General features: G+C 76.9%; 3 protein-coding genes and 1 tRNA gene. 2 read left to right on the top strand and 2 right to left on the bottom strand.

Translation table 11 applies throughout. The features are described from left to right. Positions 1–222: 222 nt before the first annotated feature. Both GTR00_RS11425 and dnaG read right to left on the bottom strand, forming a co-directional pair. Positions 223–295: transfer RNA gene (locus GTR00_RS11425), tRNA-Asn, on the bottom strand. 138 nt (positions 296–433) lie between these two features. Further along, positions 434–2386, bottom strand: coding sequence for a DNA primase (gene dnaG, locus GTR00_RS11420; RefSeq protein WP_166611747.1), 1953 nt, complete (start codon positions 2384–2386; stop codon positions 434–436). 61 nt (positions 2387–2447) lie between these two features. Between dnaG and GTR00_RS11415 the strand changes: the two genes are divergently transcribed. Further along, positions 2448–3800 carry an O-acetylhomoserine aminocarboxypropyltransferase/cysteine synthase family protein gene (locus GTR00_RS11415; protein WP_166611746.1) on the top strand — a complete coding sequence of 451 codons (1353 nt, stop codon included), beginning with the start codon at positions 2448–2450 and terminating at the stop codon, positions 3798–3800. Beyond that, entirely contained in the window at positions 3797–4396 is a 600-nt protein-coding gene (locus tag GTR00_RS11410) for a CoA-binding protein (protein ID WP_323132409.1), read from the top strand. The genes GTR00_RS11415 and GTR00_RS11410 overlap by 4 nt, the downstream gene beginning before the upstream one ends. The last annotated feature ends 123 nt before the right edge of the window (positions 4397–4519 follow it).

Here is a 4519-nt window from a genome sequence, read left to right as displayed (position 1 = left end):
CGCCCTGAGCGGCGGCACCGGCGGCACCGGTGCCGGTGCCACCGGTGCCGCCGGTGCCGCCGCTCAGGGCGCGCCAGGCGAGCAGGGCCAGCACGAGCAGCAGCAGGGGCGCGAGGATCGCCGCGAGGGCTCCGGTGCGGCGAGCGGGCACGGGGACCTCCCAGCCGGAGCGGACCCGGGGACGACGGAGGGGGCGTGCGTGCGCACGCCCCCTCAGGGAAGCTCCCGCAGTTGGACTCGAACCAACAACCTGCCGGTTAACAGCCGGCTGCTCTGCCAATTGAGCTATGCGGGACCACCACCGGGTGAACCCCCGGCGACAGCACGTCAACCGTACCAAACCCCCACGGGTGCTCGCGCACGGGCGCCGGGCCCGGAGCGGGTTGCGCGGCAGCGCGGGCCGCCGCCCGCGCCCGACCCGCGCGCCCCGGCCTCAGACGCCCTGGACGCGCTCCTGCCAGGCGCGGCGGGCCGCCTCCAGCCGGAACAGCTCCGCCGAGGCGGCCCGGTACTCCTCCGGCCGGGCGCCGGCGTCGATGCTCCACAGCCGGCGCTTGACGTCGGCGACCGCGCGGGTGGCCGCCTGCCCCGCCAGGGTCGCCACCAGCGAGCGGCCCCAGCGCTCCAGCTCCTCCTCGTCGCGCACCGGCAGGTCGGTCACGGCCAGCTCCTGCACGAGCGCGGCCACGGGCCCGTCGGCGTAGCCGAGCACCGCCTCGACCCAGCCCGGCCCCTGCGGCGCCTCCAGCGGGCCCCCGGCGGCGGTGACGGCGTCGTGCACGGCGCGGTGCAGCGGCAGGCCGAAGGCGTCCCCGGCCAGCTCGGTGAACTCCTCGGCCGCCACCCACGGCGCCTGCAGCACGCACGCCAGGACCCACCGCTCCAGCTGCACCACGGCGTCGCCGGCCGGCGAGGAGGACGGCACGGGCGGTCCGGACGACGAGGGCGACGAGGGCGACGGGGGCGCCGCCGGGCCCGGCCCGCCCGGCGCCCCGCGGCGCGCGGGGGCGGCGGAGCGCTCGGGGGCGCCGGGCTGGTCGCCGGCGTGGCGGCGGACCCGGTCCAGCACGAAGCGCTCGTCCAGGAAGCCCGTCCAGCGGTCCAGGTTGACCGCGTAGCGCTGGCGCAGGCCGCTGTCGCGGATGCTCGCCACGATCGGGGCGGCCGCGTCCAGCGCCGCGAGCCGGCCCGGGTCGCTGCCCAGGTCGTAGCGGGAGATCGTCGAGCGGATGGCGAACTCGAACAGCGGCACCCGCCCGGCGACCAGGGCGGCCACGGCGGCGTCGCCGGCGGACAGGCGCAGGTCGCACGGGTCCTGCCCGGACGGCTCCACCGCCACGTAGGTCTGCGCCGTGAAGCGCTGGTCCAGCTCGAAGGCGCGCAGCGCCGCCTTCTGCCCGGCCGCGTCGCCGTCGAAGGTGAAGACCACCTCCGCCGCGCCGCGGGCGTCGCCGAGCATGCGCTGCACGACGCGGGCGTGCTCCTCGCCGAAGGCGGTGCCGCAGGTGGCGACCGCGGTGGTCACCCCGGCCAGGTGGCAGGCCATCACGTCGGTGTAGCCCTCCACGACGACGACCTGCTTGGTGCGGGCGATGTCGCGCTTGGCGAGGTCCAGGCCGTACAGGGCCTGCGACTTCTTGTAGAGCGGCGTCTCCGGGGAGTTGAGGTACTTGGCCTCGACGCGGTCGTCGTCGAACAGGCGCCGGGCGCCGAAGGCGACGGTGTGGCCGCTGACGTCGCGGATCGGCCACACCAGGCGCCCGCGGAAGCGGTCGTACAGCCCCCGCGCGCCCTGCCCGGCCAGGCCGGAGGTGGTCAGCTCCTCCTCGGTGACGCCCTTCGCCCGCAGGTGGCGCAGCAGCGCCTCGCCCCCGGCGGGCGCGAAGCCCACCCCGAAGCGGGCCGCGGCCTCGCGGCTGAAGCCGCGCTCGGCCAGGAAGCGGCGGGCGGCCTCGGCGGGGCCGGGCTGCTCCAGCTGCTCGGCGTAGAAGGCCTCCGCCAGCCGGTGCGCCTCCAGCAGCCGCTGGCGCTGGCCCGCGGCGCCGGCGCCGGCCGGGCGGCGCCCGGGGCGGCCGCCGTCGTCGACGTGGCGCAGCTGCACGCCGGCGCGCTCGGCCAGGCGCTCGACGGCCTCGGCGAAGGAGGTGCCGTCGATGCGCATGACGAACTCGATGGCGTCGCCGCCCTCGCCGCAGCCGAAGCAGTGCCAGCGCCCCACCGCGGGGCGCACCGTGAAGCTGGGGGTGCGCTCGTCGTGGAAGGGGCACAGGCCCTTGAAGGAGCCCACGCCGCCGGGGCGCAGGGTCACCTGCTCGGCGACCACCTCGTCGATGCGGACGCGCTCCTTGACCGCGCGCAGGTCGTCGGGGTGGATGAGGCCTGGCACGCGGCGAGTGTAGGCGCGGGCGGGGACACCCCCCGGTGGGCGCGGGTGGCAGGATCGCCCCGTGAGCGACGAGCAGCAGCGGGACCGGCGCCCGGACGAGGGGCGCGGCGGCGCCGCCGCCAGCGACCGGACCTGGGGCTTCCGCACCCGCGCCGTGCACGCCGGCGCCGTGCCGGAGCCGACCACGGGCGCGCGGGCCGTGCCGATCTTCCAGACCACGAGCTTCGTCTTCGAGGACGCCGCCGACGCGGCCAACCTCTTCGCGCTGCAGAAGTACGGCAACATCTACAGCCGCATCTCCAACCCCACCGTGGCGGCCCTGGAGGAGCGCATGGCCTCCCTGGAGGGCGGCCTGGGGGCGGTGGCGTGCAGCTCCGGGCAGTCCGCGGAGTTCCTCACCTTCGCGGCGCTGGCCGGAGCCGGCGACCAGATCGTCGCCTCGAACAACCTCTACGGCGGCACCGTGACGCAGCTGGACGTGACGCTGCGCCGCTTCGGGGTGGACACCGTCTTCGTCGAGCCCGAGCCGGACGCGGTGCGCGCGGCGATCACCGAGAAGACGCGGTTCGTGTTCACCGAGCTGGTGGCCAACCCCTCCACCGTCGTGGCGGACGTGCGGGCGCTGGCCGACGTCGCGCACGCGGCGGGCGTCCCGCTGGTCGTGGACGCCACCACCGCCACCCCCTACCTGTGCCGGCCCATCGAGCACGGCGCGGACATCGTGATCCACTCGGCCACGAAGTTCCTCGGCGGGCACGGCACCACCCTGGGCGGCGTCGTCGTCGACGCCGGCACCTTCCCGTGGGACAACGGCCGCTTCCCCGCCATGACCGAGCCGGTCGCCAGCTACGGCGGGCTGAGCTGGTGGGGCAACTTCGCCGAGTACGGCTTCCTCACCAAGCTGCGCAGCGAGCAGCTGCGCGACATCGGCGCCACCCTCTCGCCGCACTCGGCGTTCCTGCTGCTCCTGGGCGTGGAGACGCTGCCGCAGCGCATGCGCGAGCACGTCGCCAACGCCCGGCGCGTGGCGCAGTGGCTGGAGGCCGACGAGCGCGTCAGCTGGGTGCGCTACTCCGGCCTGCCCTCGCACCCGCACTTCGAGCGCGCCCGGCGCTACCTGCCCGAGGGCCCCGGGGCGGTGTTCTCCTTCGGCGTCGCGGGCGGGCGCGCGGCCGGCGAGCGGTTCATCGAGAGCTGCCAGCTGTGCTCGCACCTGGCCAACATCGGCGACGCGCGCACCCTGGTGCTGCACCCGGCCTCCACCACCCACCAGCAGCTCTCGCCCGCGCAGCTGGAGGCCGCGGGCGTGCCCGAGGACCTGGTGCGCATCAGCGTCGGGCTGGAGGACGTGGAGGACGTGCTGTGGGACCTGGACCAGGCGCTGACCGCGGCCACGAAGGGCGGTGCGCGGTGAGCGGCGGGCACGACGCGCCCGCGGGCGCCGTCGGCGACACCGGCACCCTCGCCGCGGACCCGCAGGCGCCGGCCGCGCCGTCCACCGGCGCCCAGGACGCCCCGCCCGTGCGCGACGCGGGCGGCTGGACGCCCCCCACCCCGGGGCAGCGGCTGTCGATCCTGCGCCGGGCCCGCACCGTGGCGGTGCTGGGCGCCTCCAACAAGCCCTCGCGCGCGTCGTACTTCGTGGGCACCTACCTGCTGGCGAGCTCGGACTACGAGGTGTGGTTCGTCAACCCCCACGAGCGCGAGGTGCTGGGCCGGCCCGCGTTCGCCTCGCTGGCCGACCTGCCCGGGGTGCCCGACGTCGTGGACGTCTTCCGCCGCCCCAGCGAGCTGGGCGCGGTGCTCGACGAGACCCTGGCCGTGGGGGCGCCGGTGCTGTGGCTGCAGCTGGGCCTGTCGGACGACGAGGTGGCCCGGCGCGGGCACGAGGCGGGCACCACCGTGGTGATGAACCGCTGCCTGAAGATCGAGCACGCCCGCTTCCACGGCGGCCTGCACCTGGCCGGGTTCGACACCGGGGTGATCTCGGCGCGCCGGCGCGCGCGCTGAGGGGCCCGCGGGGCGGCGGGGCGGCACCCGGGCGGAGCAGCCGGTTCGCCCGTGCGGGTGCCGCCCGCACCGCGGGCGCCGCGACGGGGCCGCGCGCTGCCTACCCTCGTCGTCGATGAGCAC

The sequence above is a fragment of the Kineococcus indalonis genome (assembly GCF_009906395.1).
In the GTDB taxonomy this organism is placed as follows: Bacteria; Actinomycetota; Actinomycetes; order Actinomycetales; family Kineococcaceae; genus Kineococcus; species Kineococcus indalonis.
Note: the sequence above shows the minus strand (reverse complement) of the source record. Positions and strands in the feature narration are given on the sequence as shown.